At 40.9% G+C, this 24,477-nt stretch carries 18 protein-coding genes; 11 read left to right on the top strand and 7 right to left on the bottom strand.

The features are described 5' to 3' along the window. Nucleotides 1–200: 200 nt before the first annotated feature. Complete coding sequence (locus Q4574_RS19170; protein ID WP_303476677.1) at nt 201–1,514, top strand: aminotransferase class V-fold PLP-dependent enzyme; 1,314 nt, start codon at nt 201–203, stop codon at nt 1,512–1,514. Nucleotides 1,515–1,646: 132 nt separating this feature from the next. On the opposite strand, the gene Q4574_RS19165 is transcribed toward Q4574_RS19170, so the two are convergent. Beyond that, entirely contained in the window at nt 1,647–2,801 is a 1,155-nt protein-coding gene (locus Q4574_RS19165) for a serine hydrolase (RefSeq protein WP_303476674.1), read from the bottom strand. A gap of 232 nt (nt 2,802–3,033) precedes the next feature. Here Q4574_RS19165 and Q4574_RS19160 point away from each other — a divergent pair, with 232 nt between their 5' ends. The 4 genes from Q4574_RS19160 (at nt 3,034) to Q4574_RS19145 (ending at nt 6,860) form a co-directional block, all read left to right on the top strand. After that, nucleotides 3,034–3,738: a hypothetical protein gene (locus Q4574_RS19160; RefSeq protein WP_303476672.1), complete on the top strand. Its 705-nt coding sequence runs from the start codon at nt 3,034–3,036 to the stop codon at nt 3,736–3,738. A 170-nt stretch (nt 3,739–3,908) separates the two neighbouring features. Beyond that, entirely contained in the window at nt 3,909–5,153 is a 1,245-nt protein-coding gene (locus Q4574_RS19155) for an aspartyl protease family protein (protein WP_303476669.1), read from the top strand. A gap of 19 nt (nt 5,154–5,172) precedes the next feature. Next, the gene (locus tag Q4574_RS19150) at nt 5,173–5,979 is read left to right on the top strand and encodes an SDR family oxidoreductase (protein ID WP_303476667.1); all 807 of its coding nucleotides are present in this window, start codon (nt 5,173–5,175) and stop codon (nt 5,977–5,979) included. Nucleotides 5,980–6,197: 218 nt separating this feature from the next. Beyond that, complete coding sequence (locus tag Q4574_RS19145) at nt 6,198–6,860, top strand: hypothetical protein (RefSeq protein ID WP_303476665.1); 663 nt, start codon at nt 6,198–6,200, stop codon at nt 6,858–6,860. On the opposite strand, the gene Q4574_RS19140 is transcribed toward Q4574_RS19145, so the two are convergent. Next, a complete protein-coding gene (locus tag Q4574_RS19140; protein ID WP_303476663.1) occupies nt 6,847–8,055 on the bottom strand; it encodes a histidine kinase dimerization/phospho-acceptor domain-containing protein in 1,209 nt (402 codons plus the stop codon). The two genes, Q4574_RS19145 and Q4574_RS19140, sit on opposite strands and share 14 nt — an antisense overlap. Beyond that, complete coding sequence (locus tag Q4574_RS19135) at nt 8,048–8,746, bottom strand: response regulator transcription factor (RefSeq protein ID WP_303476660.1); 699 nt, start codon at nt 8,744–8,746, stop codon at nt 8,048–8,050. The genes Q4574_RS19140 and Q4574_RS19135 overlap by 8 nt, the downstream gene beginning before the upstream one ends. 420 nt (nt 8,747–9,166) lie before the next feature. Here Q4574_RS19135 and Q4574_RS19130 point away from each other — a divergent pair, with 420 nt between their 5' ends. Together Q4574_RS19130 and Q4574_RS19125 are read left to right on the top strand one after the other, a co-directional pair. Beyond that, nucleotides 9,167–10,597 carry a hypothetical protein gene (locus Q4574_RS19130; protein WP_303476657.1) on the top strand — a complete coding sequence of 477 codons (1,431 nt, stop codon included), beginning with the start codon at nt 9,167–9,169 and terminating at the stop codon, nt 10,595–10,597. A gap of 130 nt (nt 10,598–10,727) precedes the next feature. After that, entirely contained in the window at nt 10,728–12,020 is a 1,293-nt protein-coding gene (locus Q4574_RS19125) for a Xaa-Pro peptidase family protein (RefSeq protein WP_303476655.1), read from the top strand. Here the strand turns inward: Q4574_RS19125 and Q4574_RS19120 are convergent. Continuing rightward, nucleotides 12,013–12,615 (bottom strand): TetR/AcrR family transcriptional regulator, encoded by a 603-nt coding sequence (locus tag Q4574_RS19120; protein WP_303476652.1) that lies wholly within the window; start codon nt 12,613–12,615, stop codon nt 12,013–12,015. The genes Q4574_RS19125 and Q4574_RS19120 overlap by 8 nt on opposite strands. Before the next feature lie 95 nt (nt 12,616–12,710). On the opposite strand from Q4574_RS19120, the gene Q4574_RS19115 reads away from it, so the two are divergent. Then, nucleotides 12,711–13,151 carry a cupin domain-containing protein gene (locus Q4574_RS19115; RefSeq protein WP_303476649.1) on the top strand — a complete coding sequence of 147 codons (441 nt, stop codon included), beginning with the start codon at nt 12,711–12,713 and terminating at the stop codon, nt 13,149–13,151. A 115-nt stretch (nt 13,152–13,266) separates the two neighbouring features. Continuing rightward, on the top strand, nt 13,267–14,778 hold the full coding sequence (locus Q4574_RS19110; RefSeq protein WP_303476647.1) for an Hsp70 family protein: 1,512 nt from the start codon (nt 13,267–13,269) through the stop codon (nt 14,776–14,778). 160 nt (nt 14,779–14,938) lie between these two features. Here the strand turns inward: Q4574_RS19110 and Q4574_RS19105 are convergent, their stop codons facing one another. From Q4574_RS19105 to Q4574_RS19095, 3 genes are all read right to left on the bottom strand, one after another. Continuing rightward, nucleotides 14,939–15,448: an NUDIX domain-containing protein gene (locus Q4574_RS19105; RefSeq protein WP_303476645.1), complete on the bottom strand. Its 510-nt coding sequence runs from the start codon at nt 15,446–15,448 to the stop codon at nt 14,939–14,941. 186 nt (nt 15,449–15,634) lie between these two features. Then, on the bottom strand, nt 15,635–17,311 hold the full coding sequence (locus Q4574_RS19100; RefSeq protein ID WP_303476642.1) for a DUF3466 family protein: 1,677 nt from the start codon (nt 17,309–17,311) through the stop codon (nt 15,635–15,637). 130 nt (nt 17,312–17,441) lie between these two features. After that, a complete protein-coding gene (locus Q4574_RS19095) occupies nt 17,442–18,950 on the bottom strand; it encodes a DUF4397 domain-containing protein (RefSeq protein ID WP_303476639.1) in 1,509 nt (502 codons plus the stop codon). Nucleotides 18,951–20,004: 1,054 nt separating this feature from the next. Here Q4574_RS19095 and Q4574_RS19090 point away from each other — a divergent pair. Next, nucleotides 20,005–22,833, top strand: a complete 2,829-nt coding sequence (locus tag Q4574_RS19090) for a TonB-dependent siderophore receptor (RefSeq protein ID WP_303476636.1) — start codon at nt 20,005–20,007, stop codon at nt 22,831–22,833. Nucleotides 22,834–22,865: 32 nt separating this feature from the next. Beyond that, the gene (locus tag Q4574_RS19085) at nt 22,866–24,467 is read left to right on the top strand and encodes a peptidase dimerization domain-containing protein (protein WP_303476633.1); all 1,602 of its coding nucleotides are present in this window, start codon (nt 22,866–22,868) and stop codon (nt 24,465–24,467) included. Nucleotides 24,468–24,477: the final 10 nt, after the last annotated feature.

Here is a 24,477-nt window from a genome sequence, read left to right as displayed (position 1 = left end):
TGTTGCACGTTAAAATGACAAAGCGGTTAAGGAAAAATGGCAGTTTTATTTATCCTTTCCATTTGATTTTATTAGGTTTTATCTTCCGGTAAAATAAACTCTCGCAGATCAAATATCGATTACAGATTCCTTATTTTATTAAAATGTCATAAATTACCTTTACCCTAATTTTCGAATTGAAATGAATAAGCAGCCCTCATATGAACCACTCTAAATTTTCCTTAAGTCGTCGTAATTTATTAACTGGAGTTGCCACAACGGCTGCTCTTTCCTCATTTGGCGTTGCTGCTGAAAAAGAATCTTCGAGGTTAATATTGCCTAAAGCAAGTCATGGTTCTGCACAGAGTTTAGCCGCTGACGAAGGGTTCTGGGCTGAGGTCGCCACTTATTATGATCGAACACAGGGAATCGTTAATTTAGAGCACGGTTATTGGGGAAAAATGGCCAAGCCAGTCATTGAGGCTTACCAACGCGCCACTAAGATGGTCAACGATCAAAACTCGTTTTACGCCCGCAAAGATTTTCCTGGTGATATCCGCCATGCCATGAGTCGAGTGGCTCATGCCCTTGGTGCCCAAGATGGTGAAATCGTTTTGACCCGCAATGCCACTGAGGCTATCCATAATCTGATTCGTCAATATCAAGGATTAAATGTTGGAGACGGGGTGTTGTTTGCAGACAGTGATTATCCTAGTTTTAAAACAACCATGAAATGGTTGGAGCAGGATCAAGGGGTGGAAAGCATAGAGGTAATCACACCGAGTCTGGCTGACCAACAACAATTATTGCAAGCCTATATTGCCGCTTTCGATAAGCACCCTAATATTAAACTGATGTTACTCACCCATGTGAGTAATCAACATGGATTAGTCTTTCCTGTGGTTGAAATTGTCGAAGAAGCTAAAAAGCGGGGAATTGATGTTATTTGTGATTGTGCACAATCGTGGGGGTTAATTGATTATAAAATCTCTGATCTAAACGTCAATTGGGCAGGATTTAATTTACATAAGTGGATAGGCTCTCCGGTAGGAGTCGGTGCTTTATACATGCAAAAAGGGACGCTGGATAAAATCGCTCCTTATCCTGGTGAGTCCGATCCGAATAACAATCGAGCTTACACCCGCGTGCATACGGCCACTGCCAATTTTGCAGCGTTTTTAACAGTGCCTGTAGCGCTGGATTTTCATCAGGCCATAGGTGGAGAAAATAAACAAGCGCGACTTAAATACTTGCGAGATTTGTGGTTTTCAGAAGCGCAGTCAATGGGACATATTGAAGTGTTAGGTGGAAAAGACAGCATGTCAGCTACCGGTATGAGCTCATTTCGAATAAAAGGTAAAACCACAATCGATGATGCCAATCAACTGCAACAAAAATTGGAGAAGGATTTTGGTATTTTTACGGTTATCCGAAAGGGCTTAGATTCTGGTGCATGTGTCCGTATTACGCCCCAAGTATTTACCAGTGCTGATGAAATTCAACAATTAGTGGAGAGTTTAAAGAAGCTAGCTTAATAGGAAAATAAAAAAGAGGCGTTGTGACATCCTAAGAGACTTAGGGTACAAGGATTTAAACGTACTTCTAATTGCTGAAAACAAGTGGGCCAGAGAGAAGCCGTACTTTCTCTCTGGCTTTTTTCATCGTGTTTACAGAATAGTTTGCAATACTTTTTGAACAACTATGTTGCTTTGTTCAGCACAGACATCATAACCATTGCAATTAAAAAAGACGGTGAAAGCAATATCGTCTTCCAATATATAAAAGGTTTCTGTTTTATAACCAGGTTCGTCTCCGCCGTGGTGGTATACAGTTTTAGCGTTGGACATTTCTTTGAAAATACCCAAACCATACTCTAGGGTGTTCGAAGCTTGTACCATACTTTCAGGTGAGGTGATTAACGCTCTCACATCGCTGGCGACAACAGAGTCCTCATCTACTATGGATTTCAGTAATAAAGAAATATCGCTGACTGAACTCACTAATGGCGCATCAGAAACCCCAATGTTTTCGTACACGGGTTTGGCATTTTCCAATACGCCGTCAATGTTGACGTATCCAGATATAATAGTGCCCAAGCTTTTTTCTAAACCATTGTAGTAGGTACTATTTAATCCAAGGGGAAGAATAACCCGATTGCGCATTTCGGTATAATGATGTTCGCCCAATACTTCATCTAAAATAAGCCCTGCAAGCAAATAGCCAGTATTCGAATAATGAAAATCAGTGCCTGGCATAAAATAAGCCGGCTGATCTAGTGCAAATTGCAATGCATAGATATCGGTTTTGAGTGAGCTAGGGTCGCTCATTATTGTCGAGTACCAATTTGCTTGAGTCGCAGAGTCTAAATAGTCATAAACACCAGCGCTGTGGTTCAACAACTGACGCAACGTCATACTGCGACTATTTTCGATTCGATCTAGAATTTCATCGGGCAGCCAAGTATCGATAGTATCGTCAATATTTAAAACTCCGTCGTTATGTAACATCGCTACGAGCAACGCTGTGGCTTTTTTACCCGCGCTGCCATTGGGCATGACATGATCTATTTGCATGGGGGTTTGCTGTTGTATGTCGGCTAAGCCAGCGCTGCCGATGAAGTCTATTTCTGGTCCTTCAATGGACATTATTACGCCTGGGATACCCTGTTCGACGGCATCGTCTAGAAATTCCTGATAATCCACCTCTTGGGCAACAGGTGGTGAAATAGTTGTGTTGTCATTGCTGCTAGAGCCACATGCGCCTAATAGCAATATGGCAGCCGCGCTAGTTAATAAATAGTTGATTTTTCGAAATGTAGTCATTGTTAGTACCTTTATGCGTTGTCTGAAAGTGAGCATAAAAGTAACGGGTGGGAGGTGAACTAGAAGTGAAATTAAGACGGAATTATGTACTAAGGCAACGTTTATTCCTTTCAAACTAGTTTAATAAGCCGCTCTGCAAACAGCCGACATTGTTTTGATTAATTTCACCCTGCTTTTACCTTGCCGTTGTAAAAATGCCCCCACTGAATCAACTATAAACAGGCATTAACAGATGAAAAAACAACTCTCAATATTAGCGTTACTTTTTATACCCACCCACCTATTCGCAAATACCTTAAGCGATGCAAACCCGGTAATGCGCAATTTAACCCTGAATGACAACGAAATACTGATTGGATTAGGGGCATCCTACGGTACAGGTTATGGGGAAAATGATGTTCAACCCTTGTTCTCACTTGCCTACGGTGTTACTGACAATTTAACCATTGGCCCAGCAGGAGTAAGGTATGCTGTTTGGCAACGCCCTGAAGCGAATACCGGTTGGGAAGTTACCATTGATGGTGGCTTGATGGGGCTATATGAGTCTGCAGAATATGATGATAGTTATGCACTCGGGGGAGGATTAAGCAGTAAATACGTCATATCTAAAGACTTTTCCATTGGTGCATCGGCCCACTATTTACATTGGAATGAAGATAAGCGTGATAATAAAACTGAGTTCAGAGGCGAGTTGTCAGCAATGTGGCGGGTAAACAGTGACCTGACAGTGTATGGCAGTGGTATGTATCGAGAGCTCAAAGACTTTGCCCAAGATAATGCTTACGCCCTATCGACGGGACTAATTTGGAACCCATCCAAACAAATGGATGTAATCCTTGATTTTACCTACACGGATTTCGATTCGTTGCAAAACGGTTATGACATTGACGCGCATTTTAAACGTCAATATGGCCTTAAAGTCATCTATCGCTTCTAACTAAAAGGTTGTTTAACGCAAGTTTATCATCGATGCCGTTCCCGTCGCTATCGGTGATGGACTTGCTAAACATCGTGGACATTTTTTGGCAGCGCTGGCGCCGTATCGCGCACCTTTGATAAGCAGGAAGTTGCTAGCATTAGGTCGCATATTTTAATCTAGGAGGTATTATGAAGTACCACATCAATATAATCATTTTGCTAGTCGTGTTTGGCTTGTTGTTGAGCGGCTGTTCCTTAGTGAATAGTCTTCGAATGATGCATGCTAATGACGATATTGAGCCTAATTGGCCGAGCCCAAAAAACGATCAAGTTTTACCTGCAATCTATATTGGTGAAAAACCTTATGTGCGTTTGTTAGTAAATGACTCAACAGAGCTGCTGTTTTTAATTGATACAGGGGCTTCTTTCAGCATGGTTTTTGATACACCAAAAGGGAAATCTCTACTCACTAAAAAAGGTTTTGAACTGAAAATAGCAGGCTGGGGTGAAGGCCAAGATACCCAGGCTTATCAATCTGAACTAGCTAGTTTACATATTGGTGAAGTTGAGTTTGAAAACGTCAAAGTTGCTTACATTCCTATTTCATTAAGCCCTTACTATTTGCGCGAAGATGAGGCGATTTTTGATGGTGTTTTAGGTCACGACATACTCCGACATTTTGCCTGGACCTTGGATAAACAAAAAGCCTTAATAACCGCATCTGCTGAGCCGCAAACCGTACATAAAGGCGATGATGCTATGCCGATTTCCGTGTCATTTAGCAAGTTAAGCATTGATGCCACTGTGGAGTTTAATCAAAGCACAAAATTGCAACGAGAAGTATTGATAGATACGGGGAGCAGGCATTATTTTAAAATGAGTGCGGCCTTCCCAATTGAAAATGATATTGCGCTACCCACTAAAAAAATCATGGCTGCCGATTTTGGAATGAGTGGCATGACCGAACATCAAAGGGTTACGATTCCTGCAATACATTTTCAGTCATTACAGATAAACGGAGTAAAAACCAATCTAATCCCAAGCGATGATGAAGACGACTGGTGGGTGATTGGCAGCGCACTAATGAATCAATTTATTACCGTGATTGACTATCACAATCATCAATTCATTATGCGAGCTTATCCTCAGCATGTTTTCGCTTCACGATATAATTTAGCTGGCGTGGAGTTGCGAAAATTACAAAACGGAAATTTCGTAGTACGCTATGTCACAGCAGGACTTCCCGCTGAAGTTTCTGGATTACAAGCCGGGGATGAAATTATCAGTATCAATCAAATACCAGCGATACAGATTTCAGAACAGCAATGGATTGAACTCAATGCAACCCCCGGAAGCAGACAGATGTGTGTTAGAAACCGAGATTGTATTTCCTATGTCAGTCAACATATTTTAGGTTATTCTTCCCACATGTAAGCGTGATTAAGGAAAAGATATGAGTCGACTACAAGATAAAGTTGCCCTGATAACCGGAGGAGCCCAAGGTATTGGATTAGCCACTGCTCAGGCTTTCGTCGACGCTGGCGCTAGGGTCTATATTGCCGATATTGAAGATGATATCGGCCGAAAGGCGGCTGAGATGCTTGGCACCAACGCGGAATACTTATCTCTGGATGTTGGTGAGGAGACCCAATGGAAAGAGACTACAGCTTTGCTTTTACAAAAGCATGAATGTCTTGATATTGTTGTCAATAATGCGGGAATCACAGGGTTTACAGAGACCTCCACGCCTCAGGATCCAGAACATTTTGAGCTAGCGGCTTGGCACAGTGTGCATAAAACCAATTTAGACGGTGTTAGTTTGGGCTGCAAATATGCCATTGCCATGTTAAAAAATGCCAAGTCGGCGAGTATCGTGAATATTTCTTCTCGTTCTGGCATGGTTGGCATTCCTGGCGCAGCGGCCTATGCCAGTAGTAAAGCTGCGGTGAGAAACCATAGTAAAACAGTTGCCTTGTATTGTGCGCAACAAGGTTACCCTATTCGCTGTAATTCGGTACATCCAGGGGCAATATTAACCCCCATGTGGAATGCAATGCTAGGCGAAGGAGAGCAGCGCAAGGCCGCTATAGATATGGTCGCACAAGATATTCCATTGCAAACCATGGGCACGCCGGAAGACGTTGCTTATGCGGTACTTTACCTGGCGTCTGATGAGGCTAAGTATGTGACTGGCATCGAATTGACAGTGGATGGCGGTATTTTGGCCGGTGCCACTGCAGCACCTAAAAAATCAAGCTAACAAAATTTGATAATAACTGAAACAGGCATTCACCAGTCATATAGCAGATAACAATAAAAAGCCTAATTGTGTAATCAATGAATATGTAAATTTAAACACATTTTGAATTACTTTTTAGTAAGCCACTAACCTTACCCAAGACTTGGCCGATGGTTATTTGTGCTATATTCTCGCTTCATCAATAATGATCATAAACTCAGCATTGTGGAAACTGACGAGTGAAAACTCAAATTAATTTAGCGGCAATTGCGTCTTTAACCTGCGCACTATCATTTATCTTTGGATTGACTCTAATATTGGTGTGGGTGCCTGACTTCAATGACGGACCTTCTCAGCGTCTGCAGGTGTTTACCGAGCACCCAATGTTAATGCAATTCTGGTATTTTATTGTATATATTGTTTTCGCGGTGGCCATTTTATTATTGAGCATGCAGATCACGGCTAGAGGCACACTAGAACATTCAAAAATGCATAAACTAACGATGTTAGTCAGCTATATTTGGTCTTCATATATTTTTGCCAGCGGTTTAATTGCAATCCTTTCTATTGAGTTTTTATTCAATGCTTGGTTACCCGCTAAAGGGGAAATTTCGGAAATATGGCAAGATATTTACGCCATTCAAATGGGTTTAGGTGAAGGCGTAGAGTGGGTAGGCGGGATCTGGATGTTAGTCATGACTTTAACCCTCATTGAGCAACGGCGTTTCTCTAGGGTAATTCATGGTTTAGGTTATATTACTGCCGCCTTTGGTTTATTAACCTTGATACCGAGTTTAAGTCTAGTCGGCGCACTTTTTGGTGCCCTACAGGTTGTTTGGTTTGTATGTTTAAGCCTTTTACTGTTTAAACAAAATCAACCTGTGGCAATTAGTAAGGGATAACTGTCACTCGATATGAATCATCAAACTGCTCTATGGATAAATCCCAGCCCATCACATTGGCGATTCGATTAACTAAATATTGGCCGTGACCTAACCCTTGATAATAGGGTCTTTCGTCTATTTCACTCAACTCGTTTTCAAAAATTAATTTGTTGCCTTCTGCACTAATTTTCATGCCGCCTTTATAGCCGTGATAGAAACCATTATTGACTAGATTTTGGCAAAGGAGAGAAATTAAATAGTGGTTTCCAGTGACTTTCATAGAAGGAGGAATAGCAATATTGACTTGAAAACCGATGTGCGGATAAATACGGTAGATAGCTAGCACGGTTTTTTCAACAATGGGTAAAATTGCTAGGGAGTTGAATTCAAGGTTTTTTTCTCTGGCTAACGCTAATAAAACTTCTACTGTTTGTTTTAATTCATTGCTAGCTTGTTCTAAAATTAAAAACCCTTCTTTATCTAAAGGCGATGTTTTACTCAGCTCCAATGTGTTTTTAATCAGTGTTATTGGGGTTCGTAATTCATGGCTTACGTCACGTGTGAAATCTTGTTCTCGTTTTAGTGCTCTTTGCAACTGTTCAAAGGTTTCAGAAAATGCTACTGCAAGATGGCCAATTTCATCTTCTCGTTCTTTTCCTTGGATTTCACAATCTTGAGATGATCTGTGGGCGATTACGCTGTTGGTAAGAGATTGTACAGGACGGGAAATCAATGTCGCCAGATACCAAGAACTGAGGAGGGTTAAAACACTAACGCCGATTGAAATGCTAAACAAAAATAGTGGCATGACGCTCGACATATGGGAGGCAGATTCTAACTGTGTTCGATTGAGTAATAAAAACACTTGGGCATTGTTAGCCAAGGGCTGAGATAACAGAAAGCTATAGTTGGATTGATAGTGAATTTTATTGACCCCTTGATTTTGGTCGAATTGCTGTTGGATCTCTGGCGGAAGCTGACTTAGGTCGGAGTATATTGAAATATAGTTAACACTCGTGTCTGGGATAGTCTTGTACTGTTGGTAGATGGAAGCGATATGCAGACCTTCATTACGCAAAATAGTCTCTGCACTGTTCTGTTGAATAATATCGGCAAATAAAAAACTGAGTCGAATAAAAAAAAGACAAATGATTAAACTCAATCCACCAAATGCACAAAACAACTGTAGTTTCAGAGATTTAAATTTAATCATCTAAAGCCTGCAATTGGTAACCTATATTGCTGATAGTGCATAATACCGGCTTGTCTGTGACTTTTTCAAAAGATTTTCGTAAGCCGTAAATATGCGATTTTAGGGCATTGCTCTCAGGAGGTTCATCACCCCATAAATGACGAATTAATTCGGAACGACTCACGGGGTAAGGGTATTCCTCAACTAACTTTTGTAAAATACGAAAGCCAATACCTGTAGTGGTTAATTCTAAATTGTTAAAGGTGGCTTTATGGGCTCTACTATCAATGCTCAACATGCCTTTTTGCAGCAAAGTTTCACCATGTAGTTGAGGCCTTCGCGCCAATGCCTCACAACGAAGGACGAGTTCTCTTAAATCAAAAGGTTTTGTTAAATAATCATCAGCGCCAATACCAAATCCTTTCGCTTTATCTTCGAATGCATCGCGGGCAGTTAACATTAAAATAGGAATGTTTCGGTCAGCTGTGCGTTTTATTTCATCGCAAACAACCAGACCATCTATATCTGGAAGATTGAGATCCAACACAATTAAATCAAAGTGATATTGCAGGGCTAAATCTAACCCTTGTTTGCCAAGGGTAGCACAATCAATAATCCAGTTTTGCGCCTCTAAAAAGCCAGCAACCTGTTTCGCAATAGCTAAATTGTCTTCTATCAATAATACCGACAAATTACTTTTATTTTTTGCCATGACCAATCCTACAGGATATATCTTTGCCATATCTGCTTAAGGTAAATACTTCAATAGTTCTGCAAATATGGCAAATTTTTATCAATGTTATTTGTTTCGAAACCGCATACTGACATAGACAAGGTCAAACGAGGGTAAAATTTCTGGTTAGCGTGGGTGTCTATGTAATTGCTATGGGTGTCTCGATAATGTTGAAATTAACATGGGTGTCTCAATAACGGACGTTGAAATTAGCATGGGTGTCTCAATAACGGACGCTGATATTAACATGGGTGTCTCGATAAGGAGGGGGGGCTCTATTCCCAGAGGATGTAGCTGACTAATTTGTATAAAGCTGCTAGTTTTAGAGTGAAAATAATACAATTTGGCATGAGCCTCGTGGCTAGTCGTCGCTAATGGAAGTGAATTAAGGATGGATTTGTGTTTAATAAAAACAACCCAAAAGAGAGCGGTGGAGAGTTACTTCACAACCACATACCTATTAAGCTCGTAACTGTCCATGGCACTGGGGCGGGCGATATCACTAGCTCAGGAGATAAGTGGTGGCAACTTGGCAGTGTGTTTATGGACGAATTACAAAAACGACTAGACCTGGATCCTAATCAAGTCGAAATAGTACCGTTTCAATGGGAAAATGGTCCTAACAGCGAAGATAAAAGGCGAGATGCAGGCTCTGCACTAGCAAAACAGTTAGCATCCTATGACGAAGCTGAGCAAGATTACTATCTAATTGGACATAGTCATGGGGGCTCGGTTATTTATAATGCCTTGTTGAAATCAGTTGACAATAAAACCCCTTTTAAACGGCTTAAAGTGTGGTGTACCGTTGGCACTCCTTTTCTAGATTACAGACCAAATACGTTTCTATTTCAACGCCTTAGAAGCATAGGATTAACTATTTACACAACGGGTATTGTGTCTTTGGTGTTGGGGTTCTGGATCATGCTTATGGCGTTATTTAAAACTGAAGTTAACCAAAATATAGTAACGCTAGGTCATGCAATGACACTTTATGGAGTGATTACTTATGCTTGCCTGTGGTTATATGAACGTCGGAGAAAAAGTTGGTTTACGAAAAAACAGAAGAAACGAGTAGAAGCGCTGTACAGTAATTTGTGGTGTGGATTGTGGCATAAAGAAGACGAAGCGATTAGCGCACTTAGTAACGTGCAAAATATAAGTGCACCGATTATTCCAAGTACATTTCTACTCCCCGTTGTTGCCAGCTTTCAATTTGGGTTAGTTATTTTGATTGGTTTGATCTTTGCTTTTGATTTGGCTTTTAATAGCGGTGACATGCTCAATTATTTTCTCACATCTGAGGATGGCTCTGAAGGTTTTAGTATTGGCGGTATTACTTTTTCAATTGCATTTGAAATTTTGCTTATTTGGATTCCCATAACATGGATTCTTACCAAACTATTGAGTGTATTCGCCCACTTATTTGGTCGCCCTTTGGCTTATATACTGAACAAAATTGTTTGGGCATCCATTCAGAAACGCGCATGGGGTGATGATTTATTGAAAGAAGATGTCCATGCAATCAGTTCGCACCCTCCTGAATTTGAGCACAAGTGTGATTTTCTTGGTGATTCAATTGCAGATCCGTTACGTCAGCACAGCGAGAAAAATGCGATTAAAACCCTACATAAAGTGCGCTTAGTGTTAGGCATGTCTGAAAATGCCGATGCCACACCAGATATTCGCACCGAATTGAGTGATAGTATCAATTGGCAGGAGTTAATACATACCTCGTATTTTGATGTCCCTGCATTTATTGATTTACTCGCGGAGTCTTTGCAACAGGCAGGGTTAGTTAATGATAATCAAGCAACCTTAGCTGACAAATGACACAGAGGATCTACTCTTGTTTGAAAATTTCCAATACACGTGATGCTGGTTGCATAGTTCAGTCATTATATTTATGCTTCTGCAGGTTAATTTTGTCACAACTAATTGAACCAAAAGGAATAATAAAAAAGTGAAATTAATTAGTGTGTTATTTGTATTGTGGTTGCCGTTTTTTGCATTTGCTCAATTTTCAGACCCATCTCCGTGGCCAGAGATCCGTAAACAGCGAATTGCCACATTGCTGCCATCAGCACTGGCAAAAGCAGAGGTTGATGCTTGGTTGGTGATTTGTCGAGAGAATAACAATGACCCGCTGGCTGACCATGTGGGTTGTGAGAATGCGGGTCAAACTGCAGTGTTTTTATTCTATAACCACAAGAATCAATTCCATTCAATGGCGTTCTCGCCGGCGGGTGAATCTACCGCCCTCAAAGATGTCAATTTATTGGATGAAGTGGTTTCAGTGGAACGAAATGGATCGGCCATTCAAACCGCTGCGAATTTTATTATCGAAAAGAACTTTGCCAATATCGCAATTAATATGTCGACTAAAAATGCTCAAGCCGATGGAATAAGTTTCACCCAGTATCAACAATTAACCAAAGCCTTAGGCGCGAAGTTTACGCAACGTTTAACCTCAGCTGAAGAGGTCATTTATCAATGGCTGTCCATCAAGCTACCAGCGGAAATTGATATTATGCGCAAGGCTGCAGTGTTGACTGCGCAATGGCAGGTTGAGGCTTATCAGCAAGTTATACCTGGGGTCACCACCGATGCCGATGTGGCTCGTTTTCTTAAAATGAAAATGCGAGAAGCGGGTGTAACAGACGGTTGGGCGGCAGCGCAAAATCCGAATATCAATTCAGGTTCAGATCGTGGACACTCCCACCCAACCGACAAAATTATTCAGCCTGGAGATGTGATTCAAACTGATTTTGGTATTCGTGTTTACGATCGCTGGGTAACTGACATTCAACGCTTTGCTTATGTATTAAAAGACGGTGAAAGTGCTGCGCCAGCAGATATACAACGCTATTGGAAAAATGCTAAACAAGGACAAAATGCCGCGTTTACTGCAATGAAACCTGGTGTTAGAGGGATTGATGTAGATACCGCACAGCGCAAAGTGATGGAAGCCACCGGCTCTATACCATTGATGTGGAGTACCGGGCATCCAGTGGGATATGTTGCCCACGACACTGGACCTAACCTGGGTGGTTCAAGGGCTGTCAGCGTGCGACCCGCTTCTTTACGAACCTTAGCTGAAGGCATGACCTTTGCTTTTGATGGATTTTATAGCTGGTCATTAGACGATGGTCAACCTAAAACCATATCGGTTGAGGAAATGGTACAAATTACCAAAGACGGAGCTGAGTATTTAATTCCTGTGCAACAAGAACTTATATTGATTAAATCTAATTAGTATCAAGGTTCACTTTATGCAGATGCTGGAGGGATTGAGCAACCAGCATCTGCGTGCATTCAATACAAGTCTTTAGATCAAATTCAAAATACACGCGATAATAACGCCAGCTAGATGCGCTTAAGTTATAGCGAATATTGGCGGCAGTCCTGACAATTTCTTGTTCCGCAGCATGGGGATAAGCTTCAGTTAGCAGCTGGGTTAATTCAGTCAGTCGTTGTTTTGCCGTGGTTGACAAAACACGTTGAAAAACCTCACCTTTTAACAAAACCAGAACCTGTCTAGGTTGGCTGTCCAGTTTAGTATAAAAATGCGAAATGTAGTCGGGCAGCTGATTTATTGTTGTTGGCAACATGGGCAACGCCAATTGCTGATAAAGCAGTGCTGTGAGTTCATTTAAAAAAGTATCTCGACTCTCAAAGTATCTAAATATTGTGCGCTCAGAAATATTTGCATGTTGAGCAACTTTCTTAAAACTAATTTCATCAACATCTAGTTCATGTGTTAATTCACATGCCGCGTCCAAGATTAGGTTACGGGTAAATTCCATTTTTTTTTGCTGCAAAGTCGTCATCGGATCTAAGTGGTTTGTCATTTATAATGTAATCTTGACATAGGTACTGACATCTGTCTAATATTTATACTGATTAAAGTTTATACTGGCTAATATCTAGAATAGGAGCATATCAGATGGAGTCGAGATCTATAATTAAACATGCGAGTGACGAAAACTGGTTAGCTGTTCTAGGGATGAGACTAAAGTTTTTATGCACCGCAGAAGAAACCAACGGCCGTTACTCCAGTATGCTCAATACCGTCCCTAAGGGGCTAGGCGCCCCTCCTCATTCACATCCTTGGGACGAAAGCTTCTATGTTTTACAAGGGCAAGTTGAACTGCGTTTAGGTGACACAATCACGCGAATGAATCCTGGTGACTATGCCTTGGTTCCGGCTAATCACGTGCATGGATTTACTGGTTTATCAGATGAAGAAGGGTTGCTCATTACGTTTGAATCTCCCAGTCATTCCCATTCGTTCTTTCAGGAAATTAACGATCGCGTAAAAACCATGCCTGATGATCTGTACAAAATGCCAGACATTGGTGAGCGCCATAAGGTCACCTTTGTTTAAGGGGGTTAAATAAATCTCCGTATTTGGATAACGTTTAAGTGACAAACAATAGATGAACAATAACGCATTTTACATTACAATCCGCGACTTTATTTTTCACTAGTGTTGGACTCAAATGGCAGCGATTGGTATAGATTATGGCACCTCAAATTCCGAGGTAGTTTTTTTTGATGGTAAGAAACACCAATTTATCAAACTTGACCCTGATCTTGATGCAGCTAATAAGATTCGATCCTCAGTCTTTATTTATTATGAAGACGATTTACCCTTGCCACCCATTGGAATTATTGAAGCAAAAGTCGCGCAAATTAAACGTGCGGTAAATGACCAGATTGAAAAAGCCAAGCAAAGCTACTATGAAGCTGCAGATCCAAGAGAGCAGCGGATTTACAGTGAAAAAATAGATGACTTGCGGGGCGAATTACACAACTTGCCAGCGCTGCAGCGTAAGGCTATTCAACTGTTGCTGAAAGACATGACCGTGCAAGATTTATCCTTACAGCAACTCGTTGAAACAGGCAAATTCGCATTCGGTGAAGAGGGTTTCAAACGTTATTTAAAAATGCCGGAAAAGGGGCGTCTTATTTATTCACCCAAGAACTTTTTGGGAGCCACCTTGATTGCCGGTCAGCAGCAAGCATTCGTCGGCATTATAGCGAAACAATTGGAATTCTTTCGCCTAAGTGCTGAAAAACAATTACAAACTTCTGTGGATACAGCGGTTATTGGAAGACCTGTTAAGTTTCACGGTACTCGAGGCGATGCTGGAAACAATCAAGCCATTGAAATTATGACCCAAGCGGCGCAAAAAGCAGGCTTTAAACAAGTTGAATTTCTCGAAGAACCCATTGCCGCGGCATATCAAATTGAACGAACCCTAGATAAACCAACCAATGTGCTGGTGGTGGATATTGGCGGTGGGACGACCGATGTGTGTTGCATTAAATTATCCCCTCAAAAACGCACGAACCTAGACCGTCAACAAGACGTACTTGCGGTGACAGGTACGCGCTTGGGAGGAATGGAGTGTGACAAAAACCTCATTGTAAAATCCATTGCACCGACCATGGGGCAGGATTTGTTAACCCAAAGCGGATTACCTATACCACCTACCTATTTTTCAGATATGTGTGCCGTTGATGACATTGCGAAACTTAATCGGTTTTTCTCTGAAGATTATGGGTTAGAAATCGCACAAACCATGTCTATTACCAAAGATCCGAGATTGTTGGAAAGGTTGTTGATAGTACAAGAACAAAAATTGTCAGCTAGACTTGTCAACTCCTCGCGTTTAGCAAAAGAATTGCTATCTTCTAAAGATGAAGTGACTCTGCCACTGCATTACATTGAGCCAGATTACGATGTTAATATTACTCTGACTGATTTGAATCGTTCGATGCAAACTTGGATGCGCAGAGTGAAACGTTTAGTCACTCAGTGTTTAGACATTAGCAGTGAGCCCCCTGAAATGTTGTTTATTACAGGCGGTATGAGTTTGTCACCGATTGTCAGAAAGGAGCTTCAGGAAGTAATGTTGCCCCATTTACCGGTTATGGAAGGTGATGCATTTAATTCTGTGTGCGAAGGGCTAGCAATACAGGCCAGTAAACTGACAAAAAACAACTAAAATTTAGCCCTGAGTATTGATATCCATTGTGGGTGAATTGCCAAAGGTTTAAATCATTTATATTTCTCTCACGAAATGGTGCTTGGCTCGGTATCACCTGCGGTGAAATTATTCTATGGATTCAGAATTTGCCGTGGTATAGCAGGATGTAGGCGCATTTTTATTCCATTTCGATAAACTGTGTTACGGCGTTGGCCAATGACGGAAAAGCAATTTTACTGACGTCGATTTCATCTAGCGCTATCCAACGAGCTTCCTGTATTTCAGCTTTTTCTAATTGCACTTCTGGTTTTTGGTCTAGCTCACATGCAAACACACTATCTATGGTGTGGTAATTGATGTTCTTATATAGATATTGATTTGGGAAAGAACAAAAATATTGCCACTTTTGAGGAGCAATCGTTAAGCTTAACTCTTCCGTTAACTCTCTACTTAGGCCTTGTTCTAGGGTCTCATGGTAGTCTACAAACCCTCCAGGTAAGTCTAGTTTTCCTTGTTCGGGATTTTTTGCACGAACAGTGAAAAGCAGTTGATTGCGATATTTTATCAATCCAGCAACGCCGGCGGCGGTATTATGAAAATACACGAAATCGCAATTGCCACAATCCCAATAACGCTGACCTTCAAAACTGATATCTGAACTTTGACATTTAGGGCAGTATTTAAACATGCTAGATACTTTTTATTGATTGAATAGATAGGTTGAAGATTTTACATGAAAATCCAAGCAAATAGCGTTTGAAAAGTTACCATTGCACTATATTTTTAAAATGGCCTGTTTAATCGAAAATCGAAATAGAAAGAAAAGGCAGGATTGTAGTGCAAACCTCTGTCTGCACTACAATATGCAATATAACTATATATTCAGTCTAAGTTTTTTAAAGGGATAAAATCGCAGTAACACAATAGGAGCGAGCAAAAATAACCAAAACAAGCTGCCGCCTTGGCGTTCTACTTCTTCTTCAAGGGCATCACAATTATCTATTGATCCCCCGGAAATGGGTTCGAGTTTTACTGCTACATAACGGGTAGTTTCCACTTCAGCACCATAATCATCATAAATAATTTCACCTGATAGATTGCGACTAGCCTCTGTCACTGTGGCGGTGGCAACTATGATATTATCATCATTGATTTCATGGGCCTCTACGATGTTGTAGGCACTATTACACTCTATTAAAGTATTAATTTCATTGAAAATATCATTTCTATAATCATATAGAAAAGCCCCGGTACGACTAGAGCCTGATGTGGTGAGTTCAGAATCGCCATAACCGATAATCATGTTTTGATCATTAATCCCCGTAGCATAGCTGTTGGCTGAGGTATAAAAATCATCTGGATACTCGGTGACATCTGCATCCACATCGTGAACGAAGAATTTATTCACCAAACTGCCGTTTACCAATTTTGATGCATAACCAACCACGATATTGTCATTATTTATGGCTGTTGCAGTGCTAGAGTAAACATATTCATCTTCATTGATCGTGCTCGCTTCATCATCTATATAGATAGCGGCGGCAGTGGTTATGGTTGTGCCATCAAGGTAGTAGGCAGGTGATTCTCCCACGGCGACACCATAATCGTTGATGGCGACTGCAGTGCTGCTATAAATTGTTTCATCGTCACTGTCAGGTTCGATAAGCATAGGTAAAACATAAGTATCGGTTACGCTTCCTCGTTCATCTACTTGCCAAATGATGCCTCTGCTTTGAGAAATTGTCGAAACGCTACTGCTAAGTTCAACACTTAGACTACGTAAACATGACTCTTCAGGTACATCTGCCCTGGCATCATCATCTGCGCAGTCTTCTACACTTTGTGCAAACTCATCAGATACTAATTCAGTCGTACCAAACCCAACCACTTGGTTGCTGTCATTGATATCATAAGCGTAGCTTAAACCTCCAGCGGTTGTTTCGGGTGGTGGTAAGTCAACGGTATCGCCGTCAATGTATGCAAACCCTCTGACATAAAAGTCATTCAATACATAAGTGACATCGTCAATATCATCATTGATGTAATCGACGGTGTAAAACCCATCATGGCTGAATCCTACCGCGTAGCCAAAATCGTTGATCCCTTGTGCGCTAACGTATGCACTATTGCTGTAATCATCTGTTACCGAGTCAAAAGTGTCAAAACCATGCAACTCTTCACTGTCTGATTCAGTAGCAATAAACGCATTTTGAGCTGCAATTTGTTGATATAACTGATTCTCAGCAAATGATTGAATATAACTGTACAGAAATGCGTAATCCTCGTCGTTGAAATCACCTACTTTTGCCGACTCAACATCGGTTAGATAAGCAGACAATGCGTCAAAATCGAGTAGCGATATATCAATCGGGGGATTGTATTTAGTTACTAGATTGACCGTAACCTCTCCAATACTATTAATATCTGTGGGAGACGTGCTATTACCTAATTCGGTAACGGGTAACTCTATCACTTCGTATTGTGCAGCATAGACCTTAAAACCCAATATCATGGAGCAGGACAACGCTAGTACAAGTCGGATTTTTTTCATTGAATTTCCTGTTTACTACTTTTAGCTAGCCCGCAAGCAAATTTCAGATAAGCCCTATGGCAGGCACAATATTGTTGTGCCTGCATTAAAAGGGAATTGTTGTGATGTTTACTAGCGAGCTGTTGTCAGATTACTCGTCAGATGATTGGTTAACTAAGGTCATTTCATAACCAGATGGCATAGATTCATTTTCTGCGAATATTAGAAATTGTTCCACGCTGTCTTCATCTAAGGTCATCGACATACTGTCCATAATAACGTCGGTACCGTCTATTGTGGCGATGGCGAAAATATCGTAGGTGTTATTCAGTAAGGAAACTGAACCACTACTGGTTTCTAGAACCGATAATTTGTTTTCAGCTGTAGAAATTATTTCGTCATTTAAAACGAAATAGAATGTCACGCGGCTAAAATCGTCAGAATCAGATAAGTTAACCACTTTGATACCATGGCTATAGATACTAGAAGTGTTGCTCTTGGTAATTGTAAGTGACTTTATTGTGGCTTCGTAACCGTCAACTACACCATCACTGTCTTCATCAATGTCGTCGTCTTCATCATCATCAATAGGGTCAATCTTGTTATAAATGAAGATGGTACTATCGGCATTTTCTTCCAAACTTAATAATGCATCGCTGATATATGTATCGTCAGTGTAACTATCCGTAACGTCAAATCCATAGTCGCCATTCGCAGTGGTTGTGGAATCACTGAATTCACCTGTGCCTAAGTTTTCAATCAATATTTCTGAGTCGTCATCTAATTTGACATCAATATTGATATAGCCGCCGTAGTAAGGTAAATATTCACTTTCCGCCACACCGTTATAGAAACCGAAGGTGGCTTCTGAATCAACATCGTTCAACAAGGTTGCGCCATTTGTGCCAATACTATCGATAGCAAAAGGTGATGAACCAACCCCAACATTTTCTCGTAATACAATGACATACTGACTTACAGTGCTATAGGATTGGTCAGTAGAGGTATAAATAACTTCGTCACTACCTGCTTCTGTGATGTAGAAAATATATTGGTCTTGGTCCATTTTTATATTTTCAGACAATTCGTTATAACTGCTTGTATTAACGAATACCGCTTCATTAAAGGTTTCATTATCCGCAGACATATATACGTCAACGTACGTGTAGTCAGGGTGCAGATTTAAAAATCGCAGATTAAACAAATCATCATCATCGTCGTCATCGTCATCGACAATTTCAATATCAAATTTAAGTACCTCGGGGTCTCTAATATCGCCCGTCATAGCAAGGAACGTAATGCTGTCAGAGTTGATGCTTAATTGTTCCTGATAGACCATTTCGAGATCACTGCGATCACTACTTTCTTCATCCTGCCATGCTAATTCAACATAATAGCTACCCGTATCCAACTCGTTATTTGCACTGACTTCTGCAAACTCCACAGCGCTGTAGGTAAGTTCAATTTCATCGTCGTCGTCATTATCTAAATCTTCATCAACTGTGAGGTAAACCCCAGGCGCATTCGCCGATGCATTATAGAATTTAATATAACCTGAACTGTCGTCGTCACTGCCACAGCCAGTTAGTACGAATAGCATTAAACCCATACATACCCAAGGGTAGTAAGTGAATTTAAGGGGGGTCTTACTGATTTTCATGGATTCTCCACATTAATTATTGTTGGCAAAAGCGAGGTAATGAGCATAGAAGTCATATTTCTCACAATGGCGATTCGGACAGAGTTAAGTTCTACTTAGTTCATTAGTAAGGGGCGTCTTTACAGAAACTTTACGATCTAAATGAATTTGTTATCTCACTTGCTAAAAGCCCTTAAGAGGTCACCATGAAGCGTATGAATCAACGAGCATCCGATGATTTATTTTGGGAAAAAGGTAGCGGTTTTTCGCCTAACTAATCCAAATATCAATTTAGTATGCAAATACTCTGGCTTAGTTATAACTGTTTTGAGATGAGCTTTATTCAACGCACCTCATATGAATGTTAAGTGTTAACCACTAAAAAATTGAAATCACATTTCATGATGTAAAAAACATCCAATTTGGTGCAAAGCAGAAATGATTGAATAAAAATTCACTTTTTAGTGCATATTTACTCTTTCTTGAAGGTCAAAATGGGCTAGGGTAAGCGCGGCGTTTAGGGTTGAGCAAAATATTGGAAGTCTCATTGTATATTACAATATGTTTCTAAAATCATGACATATAGAAAATTATATCATTATAAGTGGTCATAATTAGGATGTTTATAACTTTAGGTCGGGTTAAAAAATTCTCCAATGTATAATTATCATCCGTATTTCCATTCCATTGCATCGAAATAGTGCGAGTTTTCAAAATGCATAAATGAAGTTTATTTTTGCATAAGATTTTTTTATCAAATTTAAAAAATATTAATTAATCTTATCTCAATCCTCAAATTTCAATAAGAAAATCTTATATGTTTCAGTCTGTAAATAAAATGTTTTTATGTCTGTCAAGTTGCTGTTATTAAAGATATTTTTTTATCTTTTTAGGTTGTTTCAATTTAACTTCTTCAAAGAAATTCAATAATAATTTTTTAAATCAATGTTTTAGGTATGACTTGTGCTTTTAACTCGTTGCAAGTGTAACGACGTGAAAATGCATTTATGTTTTAAGTCACAAAAAATCAGCAAATAAAAATAACTATTACATCCTTTGTACAGGAGAAGAACACATGAAAAGCCCCATTAAATCAAAAACGCATAGAGTTACCTATCTGGCTACATTGATTTCTAGCATGTTGGCAGTGAATACCGCTCTTGCTCAGGAAGCAGCTAGTGAATACGACAGTTTAAGCGAAGATGACAAATTAGAATCCATTCAAATTACAGGTTCACGGGTAGCAAGGGACGGCTATGACACGCCAGCACCCGTGACCATAATGACACAAGATGACATTAATGCTTACGCACCAGGAAGTGTGGCTGAGTTTGTTAATACGTTACCTTCTGTTACCGGCAGTAGTACCGCGTCTACATCATCCGGCTCATTGAGTAACGGTGCCTCAGGTATCGCAGCATTGAACTTAAGAAACTTGGGTGTCGGTCGTACCTTGGTGTTATTCGACGGTCAGCGTAACGTCGTGTCTGCATCAACGGGTCAGGTAGATACCAATACTTTCCCACAGGCATTGATCAAAAATGTTGAGGTGGTAACTGGCGGTGCATCCTCTGTATATGGCTCAGATGCCGTGAGTGGTGTAGTGAACTTTATACTCGATAAAGAATATACCGGTTTTAAATCTCAAGTTGAGTATGGCGAAACCACCTACAGTGATAGAGAAAATGGCAAAGTGGTACTAACCTACGGTACTGAATTGGCCGATGGAGCAGGGCACTTATTATTAAGTGGCGAATACTACTCTGCAAATGGCATTCACTATGAGACGCGAGATTGGGCTGAAAGAGGTTATGTTGGGATGATAAATCCTGATACCAGCGACGGTTCTCCATTCTTCTTAGTGGATGAAGGCATTGGTATTTCTAATTATACACCAGGCGGAATGATCGCCTCTGGTCCTTTATATGGTACCTATTTTGGCGTTGATGGCGCGGTTAATCAGCTGGCTTTTGGCGATGTTTCAGGTCAGTGGATGCAAGGTGGTGATTGGCAATATACTTCTTCGGGTATGGTCGGCACGAACTCTTTAGCAGCCGATGAAGAACGTAAAAATTTATTTGCTCGTCTGAGTTATATGATTGGCGAAACAGAGGTGTATTTGCAAGGTTCTTATGCTGAATATGAAGGCTTAGCTTATTACATCAATCCGACCACTAAAGGCGTTACTATATATGCTGACAATGCATATTTACCTGATTCAATAGCCACGCAAATGGCAGACGAAGGGTTAGAGAGCTTTAGTTTAAATACAAGTAATGTCGACATGCCTGCATCAGGCGCAAATAACGTCCGCGATACCACTCGAATTGTATTGGGTGCTGATGGTGAATTTGAGATGGGCGGCAAGTACTTTACTTGGGATGCTTATTATCAATACGGTAAAACCAAGACCGATGAGCATATGACCCCAACCTATAATTCAGCTCGTTTAACTTTGGCAACCGATGCGGTAGTTGATTCTTCCACTGGCGAAGTTGTTTGTCGTTCTACTTTAACTGACCCCAGTAACGGCTGTGTTCCATTAAATCGTCTAGGTGTGGGTGTTGCCAGTGACGAAGCATTGGATTATGTATTAGGTCGTCCGCGCCGTGAACAAGAATTTATTCAAAATGTGGCTGCGGTTAACTTCAGTACCGGTGATTTTGAGGGCTGGGCGGGTCCAATTTCTGTTGCTTTTGGTGCTGAATACCGTAAAGAAGAAATGGATGGTTATGTCGAGTCACAATATCAATCAGGCTGGAAATACGGTAACTACAAAGTGACTGAAGGTGACTACGATGTAATCGAAGGTTATGTTGAAACGTTGATCCCACTAATGGATGATTTAGACTTTAATGGTGCAGTCCGCTACACCGATTACAGTACCTCTGGTGGTGTTACTACCTGGAAAGCGGGTTTAACCTATCAACCAATCGAAGAAGCAACATTTCGTTTAACCAAGTCACGCGATATCCGTGCGCCTAACTTGAGTGAACTCTACGCTGCAGGTACTGCCCGTAGTAACTCTGTTACAATCGACGGCGCATCAGTTCCTATGATTCAAAACCTGCAAGGAAACCCTGATGTAGCGCCAGAAGAAGCCGATTCTTTGGGAATAGGTGTAATTTTACGTCCTAGCTTCTTAGAAAATTTCTCTGCTGCAATTGATTATTACGAAGTTGAAATCGATGGCATCATTAGTTTCGTATCAGCTGATGATACCGCGGAATTCTGCGTTGAATTTGGTGTCCAGAAATACTGTGACAACATGATTTATGATGAAACAGGTACGCTACAAACCATCAACCTTTTGTATGACAACCTAAACGTTATGACGGCCAAAGGTATTGATTATGACCTAACCTACACGTTCGATTTAGGTGACGTTTTTGATGATGCACCTGGCGCTTTTAAACTGCGTTTCTTAGCCACTAATTATTTAGAAAGTATCACCGATAATGGTGTTACTGCGGTTGATTCTGCTGGTGCCAATACAACTAGTACACCAGATTGGAAATACCGCGCTTCTGCAACGTATACCCTAGATGGTGTCACGGTTGATTTGACCGCTCGAGGTGTCAGTGACGGGGTGTTAAGTAATGCTTATATTGAGTGTACTTCTAGTTGTCCTGAAAGTGTTGCGCCTAACTACACAATCAATGACAACAGTGTTGATGGTGAAGTTTACTTTGATTTGTATGCCGCTAAAAAAGTTAGCTTTAGTCAAGACTCTGAAGCTGAATTTTATCTATCAATCCGCAATCTCTTTGATACCGATCCGGCAGATGTCGCATTTCCTGCTTCTCAAGGTTCTGAAAACCGTCCTGGCTATTTAGAAACACACCGCGGTTTGTACGACGTATTGGGTCGTCAGTTTAAAGTTGGCTTCCGAGTAGAAATGTAATGAATAAAATGCTAATCAAAAAGGACAAAAGCATGTTTAAACGCAACGTTTTAAACGCCATCATTGGCTTAACTATGACGTCAATTGTTGGTTCAGCTGCAGCTTTTGAAGATATGTCTCAAGTCGAGCGTATGGAAGCAAAAATGACACTGATTGATGCAGTCGGTGCTAAAGCTAAGCAAGCGCAGGTGATGAACGATATGATCTTCAGTTTTGGGGAATTAGGCTTCCAAGAATTTGAAACCTCTGCATACCTAACCAAAATATTAGAAGACAATGGATTTACCATAGAGCGTGGTATTTCCGGTATTCCAACAGCTTGGATGGCGACTTGGGGAGATGGCGGTCCCGTCATCGCCCTTGGCTCTGATATTGATGGCATCCCCAAGGCTTCTCAGAAGCCTGGGGTGGCTTATCATGATCCTATTGTTGAAGGCGCTCCTGGCCATGGTGAAGGGCATAACTCTGGGCAAGTGGTTAACATCCTTGCGGCGTTAACCGTTAAAGAATACATGGAAAAAAATGATATCGATGGCACCATTAAAATTTGGCCTGGTGTGGCCGAAGAGCAGTTAGGGACTAAAGCTTATTACGTCCGTGACGGTTACTTTGATGAAGTTGATGCTGTATTGTTTTCCCACGTATCCAATAGTTTCAGTACGAGCTGGGGAGCTGGACGAGGAAACGGTTTAGTCTCAGTGCAATATGACTTCTTTGGTGAATCTGCGCACAGTGCTGGTTCTCCTTGGCGTGGCCGTAGTGCATTAGATGCTGTTGAATTAATGAGTGTGGGTATTAATTACCGCCGCGAACATTTGCGTTTATCCCAACGCATCCACTCTATAATTGTAGATGGCGGTGACCAGCCAAATGTTGTACCTCAAAAAGCGAGTATCTGGTACTTCTTTAGAGAAACTGATTTTCCCCATATTAAATCCTTGTGGGAAATTGGTGACAAAATGGCAGAAGGGGCATCTCTGATGAGTAATACCTCTTGGTCATCGACGGTTTTAGGTTCAGCTTGGCCACAACATATGAACAAAGCTATTGCTGAAGATGCCTACGAAAATATCAAATTGGTAGGCATGCCTGAGTGGTCAGCTGATGACATCGCTTTGGCTAAAGCGTTACAAACTGAAATTGGTGTCGCGCCGGAAGGCCTTAAAACGGAGCTCAATCCGTTACTCGATCCGCCTGATCCTGCCAAGTTAACGGGTGGCGGTTCTGACGATATTGGTGATATTTCTTGGCAAGTACCTACTATCACCTTGCGCTACCCAGCTAATATTCCTAATTTACCCGGGCACAACTGGTCTAACTCAGTTGCTATGGCAACCCCTATTGCTCACAAAGGGATTGTTGCTGGTGCTAAAGCGCAAGCCTTGAATTTATTCGACTTGTTGACCAATAGTGCGTTGATGGATGAAGCATGGGATTATTATAAGAACGTGCAAACGAAAGAAGACAAATACACGCCTTTATTGCGTCCTCAAGACAAGCCTGCCATTCATTTAAACAAAGAAATAATGGCAACTTACAAGTCTGAATTGGAAAAGTTCTACTACGATCCTGAAAAGTACGATACCTACTTAGAACAATTAGGTGTCGAATATCCAACCGTTAAAAACCCTTAGTACAGGTATT

Origin of the sequence: Aliiglaciecola sp. 3_MG-2023, assembly GCF_030548205.1 — a bacterium.
Lineage (GTDB): Bacteria > Pseudomonadota > Gammaproteobacteria > Enterobacterales > Alteromonadaceae > Aliiglaciecola.
The sequence above is the reverse complement of the archived record's forward strand: the minus strand, read 5'-3'. Positions and strand labels throughout refer to the sequence as shown.

Coding starts and splice junctions, on each gene's coding strand:
- Q4574_RS19135 (WP_303476660.1), bottom strand. CDS start 8,746: ATGGCAAAAAATAAAAGTAATTTGTCGGTATTATTGATAGAAGACAAT.
- Q4574_RS19155 (WP_303476669.1), top strand. CDS start 3,909: ATGAAGTACCACATCAATATAATCATTTTGCTAGTCGTGTTTGGCTTG.
- Q4574_RS19090 (WP_303476636.1), top strand. CDS start 20,005: ATGAAAAGCCCCATTAAATCAAAAACGCATAGAGTTACCTATCTGGCT.
- Q4574_RS19120 (WP_303476652.1), bottom strand. CDS start 12,615: ATGACAAACCACTTAGATCCGATGACGACTTTGCAGCAAAAAAAAATG.
- Q4574_RS19110 (WP_303476647.1), top strand. CDS start 13,267: ATGGCAGCGATTGGTATAGATTATGGCACCTCAAATTCCGAGGTAGTT.
- Q4574_RS19140 (WP_303476663.1), bottom strand. CDS start 8,055: ATGATTAAATTTAAATCTCTGAAACTACAGTTGTTTTGTGCATTTGGT.
- Q4574_RS19095 (WP_303476639.1), bottom strand. CDS start 18,950: ATGAAAATCAGTAAGACCCCCCTTAAATTCACTTACTACCCTTGGGTA.
- Q4574_RS19105 (WP_303476645.1), bottom strand. CDS start 15,448: ATGTTTAAATACTGCCCTAAATGTCAAAGTTCAGATATCAGTTTTGAA.
- Q4574_RS19115 (WP_303476649.1), top strand. CDS start 12,711: ATGGAGTCGAGATCTATAATTAAACATGCGAGTGACGAAAACTGGTTA.
- Q4574_RS19160 (WP_303476672.1), top strand. CDS start 3,034: ATGAAAAAACAACTCTCAATATTAGCGTTACTTTTTATACCCACCCAC.
- Q4574_RS19085 (WP_303476633.1), top strand. CDS start 22,866: ATGTTTAAACGCAACGTTTTAAACGCCATCATTGGCTTAACTATGACG.
- Q4574_RS19150 (WP_303476667.1), top strand. CDS start 5,173: ATGAGTCGACTACAAGATAAAGTTGCCCTGATAACCGGAGGAGCCCAA.
- Q4574_RS19165 (WP_303476674.1), bottom strand. CDS start 2,801: ATGACTACATTTCGAAAAATCAACTATTTATTAACTAGCGCGGCTGCC.
- Q4574_RS19100 (WP_303476642.1), bottom strand. CDS start 17,311: ATGAAAAAAATCCGACTTGTACTAGCGTTGTCCTGCTCCATGATATTG.
- Q4574_RS19170 (WP_303476677.1), top strand. CDS start 201: ATGAACCACTCTAAATTTTCCTTAAGTCGTCGTAATTTATTAACTGGA.